Origin of the sequence: Microcoleus sp. AT8-B5 (assembly GCF_036705565.1) — a bacterium.
Classification (GTDB): domain Bacteria; phylum Cyanobacteriota; class Cyanobacteriia; order Cyanobacteriales; family Microcoleaceae; genus Microcoleus.
Window position 1 is genome coordinate 1 of record NZ_JAUBUY010000104.1, and the last position, 4,883, is coordinate 4,883.

A 4,883-nucleotide genomic window follows, 5' to 3' on the forward strand; every position below is an offset into this window, starting at 1 on the left:
GACGAGGGAGAGATTGAGGAATTGAAACTGAGGGCAATCAAGGCAGATGTAGAGGATGAAATCAGCACCAGCGTCTACGTTTCACAGCAACAAAGACAGCAGGAAGCTGAACTTATCCTGACTTCCCCTGGTGTTGACGTGGAAGCCAGCCGTCAAGCACTGGAAGCTATATACAGCAGTGACTTACAGGAAACCGCTTCCCCTTCCGACTCTCCTGATTACCCTATATACTTGGAAGTTTGTAAGTCGATGGAAGCGGGTAAGTCTGTGACTTGGATTGTTGAGAATGTACTCAAAATGGGGGGACGTAAATTCTCAGAAGGCAAGGTCAAATTGCAAAATCTACTCAATCAGTTTGAGGGGAAAAGTAATGACTAAACAGCCAAACATCCCAACCACAGCAGCCCTAAGATTGACTGGTACCAAGTCAGAAATAGAGTTAGTTTTGGCAGTTCTGCGAGGCAAGGACTTCTTTTGGAAAACTAACGGCAAGTTCTACCCGCAACGGGGGGAGGACAATCAGTACGCTTACTACCTCAATGACCTGCAATTGCCTCAGCTTGGGGTAGCAGTCCCGGCAACACCAGGGGAACCACAACCTCGACCGTGGGATGCAGTTTTAGGTGGTCAGGGCGATAGGTAGTAGCCGAACAAATTCATCGGTGTAAGGTTTTGCCGAACCCTAGGGCTCGGCAAAATATTTTACTTCTCAAAGCTAGACTAGAAGAGACTTTGACGCTACTAGGTATACGCACAACCCTAGGGTTGGTTCGTTGCACTATCACCTATGAACTTAATCTTTTACCCCCAACTGGGAACTCGCAGCAAGCGGGCCCTTACCCGCCGCACTCGGCAAACTCATAAGGGCTCGCAGTCTCACACTTACCGACCCAAGGGAACTCTACTAACTAGACTTGCCCGTGAATCTGGAATGACTATCAACCAGGTACACTCTCAGCTCCAGAAAGAGCGGGAATATCTCTTAAGCCAGGACTCTCTATCCCTGTAAAATTGGTTCTCATGAACAAGTGGTTGATTCGACAAATCCGCCCATCAACTAGAAATATGGCTCCGCAATCGGCAGCCGCACTTGTTCGCATGATTGAATCCCGAACGCGAGGGGCAAAGACTAGGCAAGAAGCGATAGAGAAAGTAGCAGAGCTTGTACAGGACACCATTAATGCCTTCCGGAAGCGAGGACTCTCTGAAGAGCGTATTGTTGCCCGAATAGAAATAATTGTTACCTTTGCAAGCAATTGGATTGACCTTACCTTCGCCCTACTGCTAGCTTCCTTCAGCCCTGCAATACTTCTGCTAATTTGTCTAGCATCAACCCTAGACAACAATCTAGTACCTGAACGCCGGGACTTTACCTTTGAAGAGATAAAGCAAAGTCTCCTAGACCGACATTGGCCGCCACAGAGACAGCGTTGTGATTTCGTAGCTGCGTCCGCTTACTAAAGTTTGCGGAGCGGTACCTCCTATGCTCTAAATTTTCAGCAAATTCTAGACACCAAAAAACCGCTGCCTTCAATTGGTACCTGAGCGCAACGGTTTTGAGGATTCATCCACATTCAACTCGCCGTAGGGGCGAGCCAAATTTATGTACGACAATTCTACTCCGAACAACGACCAAACTTCAAGCACCCCCAAAAAATTCGACATCCGCGACCATCTGGACAAGCTGGAACCAGGCAAAGCCAAAAATTACTATATTTGCCCTGTCTGCGAAGGTCATAGCTTAGGGATTGACCACAAGAACGGTAAGTACCAGTGCTGGACAAACGCTTGCTCAACCGCTGATATTCGGGAAGCTATCCGACCACTGGCTGAATTTTTGGCAGAGTGCAAAAAAGAGGACAATCCCGCGCCACCGGCAAAAAAACCAAAAGCCAAAAAGAAGGAATATCGACCCGTACCAGTTCCGATCGGCGCGAAACTTCTGAGATTACCCGCACCCGGAAAACCACCTCGCACCGAACAACCCAAATACGTTCCCAAAGGCGTTCCCGACAGTGCCACACAAATCACCTACGCCTACAGCGACACTCAAAAGGTTTTGCGGTTTGATTGGCCCGATGCAAGTAAGCCAAAGGGACGCGACAAAACTTGCCGCCAAATTCACATAGACCCTAGCGGCAAGGAAGTCTGGAGCAAGGGTGATGCTCGCTGGCCAGCATATCGGATTGATGAAGTTATCGAACTACTAGAAGCACTACCAGACGGTGAACCCGTTCTCGTTCTGATGCTTGAAGGGGAAAATAACGTAGAACTTGCACGGGGCATCGGCACAGCGGCCCTGACTCTGCAAGGTTCCAATTGGAGTCATCCCGAAATTCAGATAATGCTCGAAACTCTGCAAGCGACAGGCAAAAACGTCAGTGTTACAGTGTTGCGCGATAACGATGACGCGGGTATCAAGAAGGGTCAAGAAGTTTGGCTGGTTGCCCGTCACATCCAGTTCCCTTGTGTGGTTGTTGACCCATGTGACATCTACTCAGACATCCCAGAAGCGGGAGACATCAGAGAAATCTTGGAAGCCATAGATAGCGAGGAATTCATCCGACTGGTAGAGGAAGTAGTCAACGACGCTGCAACGGAATTAACTCCTAATATTTCTTTAACTCCTCACCCGCGCACGCGAGAAGAAGTAGTATGCCAGAAGTATGACAGTAGTGGAAGCGACTACATCCCAGACACTGCACCGACTCCAGAGCAAAACTACGTGCAGAAAGCTGTGGACGCGCTGTACTCTGACACGCCCTGGGCCTCAATAGCAGGACAACTTTTTGAGTTCATCGGGACTCATTACGAACTGCGCTCGGAAGCTATTGAGAAGCGGCGTATTCTTGACTGGCTGAGCACTTACTCTGAATTGGTCAAAGGGAAATATCGCTGCAACCGTGCAAACACTGCCAGTGTCAATGAAGTCTACAGTTATATGCTCTTAGCTGTGGCCGTAGACCCTAATACCATCAATCCTGATGGGTTGAACACGACTAAAGGGGTAGTGAAAATTAACCCTGACGGTTCTCACTCGCTTGTTCCACATGACCCTAACCAGGTCTATACCTATGTTGGCTGCACGTATGACCCTGACATTGACGCGACGGACTGCGATCGCCTTTTAGAATGCTTGGAGCCGTCGCAGCGTGAGGTATTTTTGCGGACTGCTGCTGCTGCGTTGAATTTGAAGCTTGTTCGCTCCAAGCTGACGGGACGGGGCGTTAAAGGTTTGCTATGCCACGGCGAGGGGTCTAATGGCAAAGATACATTGCGAGCTGTGTTGGCCGCTGTTTTGGGGAGGGGAATGACTAACAAGTCGTTGTCAGACTTCAAATCCTATGACAATGGCCGCAAGTTCAATCTGTCCGGTCTGCTAGGGGGGCTCTGTAATTGGGCTTTTGAGAACACTGCAAAAGTAGACCTCGACAATATTCAGAGTCTCAAACAGTTCATCACTGGCGACCCGATCGACATTGAACCTAAAGGTAAGGACAGCTACGAATACAAACCTGCGGCCATCTTTTTAGCCAACTGCAACAAACTACCCTCTATCACTGGAGGGACGGCCGCTATTGATGACCGCTACGGCATCCTGAGTTTCAAGAAAACTTACAAGCATAATGCTGACCCGTCTCAGGGTGAATTAGAGGCTGACCCGCGCTTTAAGGATGATGAGAACTTTATCCTTGAGCGGATTGCGCCGGCGATGCTCAACAAGATGTTGGAGCGGTTGCCACTGCTACTGAAAGAGGGGATTGACTACAAGGCAACTCGTGAGGCGATGCGGGAAGCTCAAGAGGAAAGCCGGCACTTGTGGCAGTTTGTGAGGGACTTGGGGTATGAAGCTGGCAAGGGCGATCGCGTTTATGCCAAAGACTTATGGAGCGAGTTACAAGAGTGGTATCAAGAGGCGGGGATACTTGAGATTGAGTGGAACGAGAAGGGCAAGGACAAACTGGTTTGGAATGATTTACCTAACCAGTGGGACAAACCTGTGAAAGCTATCAACCAGTTATATGCCCGCCTTTGTGAGATTTTTCCCAAGCTGGAGAAGCATCGGCACACAGAACGGGGCTTTGAAGGTCAGCGGACAATGGGTGATTTTTACTATGTCGGCATCAGCAAACAAAAGTCTGAAAGAAGTGGAAAAAGTGCTCCAGCATCTCCAGCAGTAGACACAGCAAGGATATCGTCTCCAGCAGTGCTCCAGCAAGAAATTTCTGCTGGAGCACCGCTGGAGCAAACAATCCTTACGCAGAGCGCTGCTGGAGATGCTGGAGCACTAAACCCAACTTTGTTAGACTTTTGTAATTCTTTCTCCAAACTCTCGGATTCCGACAAGCAAAAATTGACAGAACTACTCACTGGCATCCCATGTTCTGACCCGCTCAAAGCATTCAGAGTCGGAGACAAAGTGGCTGGCAATAAGCCAGAGGACTCTAGCTACAACTGGCACGGCCGCATCGTTGAGATTCATACGAGCATCAGTTGCAAGGTTGACTGGCAAGAGCGCGAAAAACACAAGGGCGGCCGGATAATCTCCATGCTCTTCTGCGACCTGCGGAAAATTTAGCCACTGCCTGACAACTAACGGCTCAATTCCTCTCCCCCTTAATTGGGGGATTTTCGTGTCTACAAGTTTTGTAGACAAACTGTTGACACTGTAGACAGACATCAGTTATTGTAGACAAATACTGTATACAGGTGTCTACAATGAGTCAGAGTCAAGTCGTATCATTCAGGGCATCCGGTCACTTCCTGAACTGGATAGAAGCTCAGAAGCTAGACGGTGAGTCGCTTAGTCAAGCTGCACAACGCATTCTCAAGGAAGTCTCAGGCACGTCTACAGCGGTGGCTACAGAGAGTGACACAAGCCT

General features: G+C 49.0%; 3 protein-coding genes and 1 pseudogene. All 4 read left to right on the forward strand.

The genetic code is table 11. From position 1 onward, the window contains the following. A pseudogene (locus tag QUB39_RS30245) lies at positions 1-378 on the forward strand (hypothetical protein); the annotation flags it as partial. Next, the gene (locus QUB39_RS30250) at positions 371-643 is read left to right on the forward strand and encodes a hypothetical protein (RefSeq protein ID WP_333053787.1); all 273 of its coding nucleotides are present in this window, start codon (positions 371-373) and stop codon (positions 641-643) included. The pseudogene QUB39_RS30245 and the gene QUB39_RS30250, both read left to right, overlap by 8 nt. 377 nt (positions 644-1,020) lie before the next feature. Then, positions 1,021-1,461, forward strand: coding sequence for a hypothetical protein (locus QUB39_RS30255; RefSeq protein ID WP_333212844.1), 441 nt, complete (start codon positions 1,021-1,023; stop codon positions 1,459-1,461). Between the two features lie 142 nt (positions 1,462-1,603). After that, the gene (locus QUB39_RS30260; protein ID WP_333053790.1) at positions 1,604-4,579 is read left to right on the forward strand and encodes a DUF5906 domain-containing protein; all 2,976 of its coding nucleotides are present in this window, start codon (positions 1,604-1,606) and stop codon (positions 4,577-4,579) included. Positions 4,580-4,883: the final 304 nt, after the last annotated feature.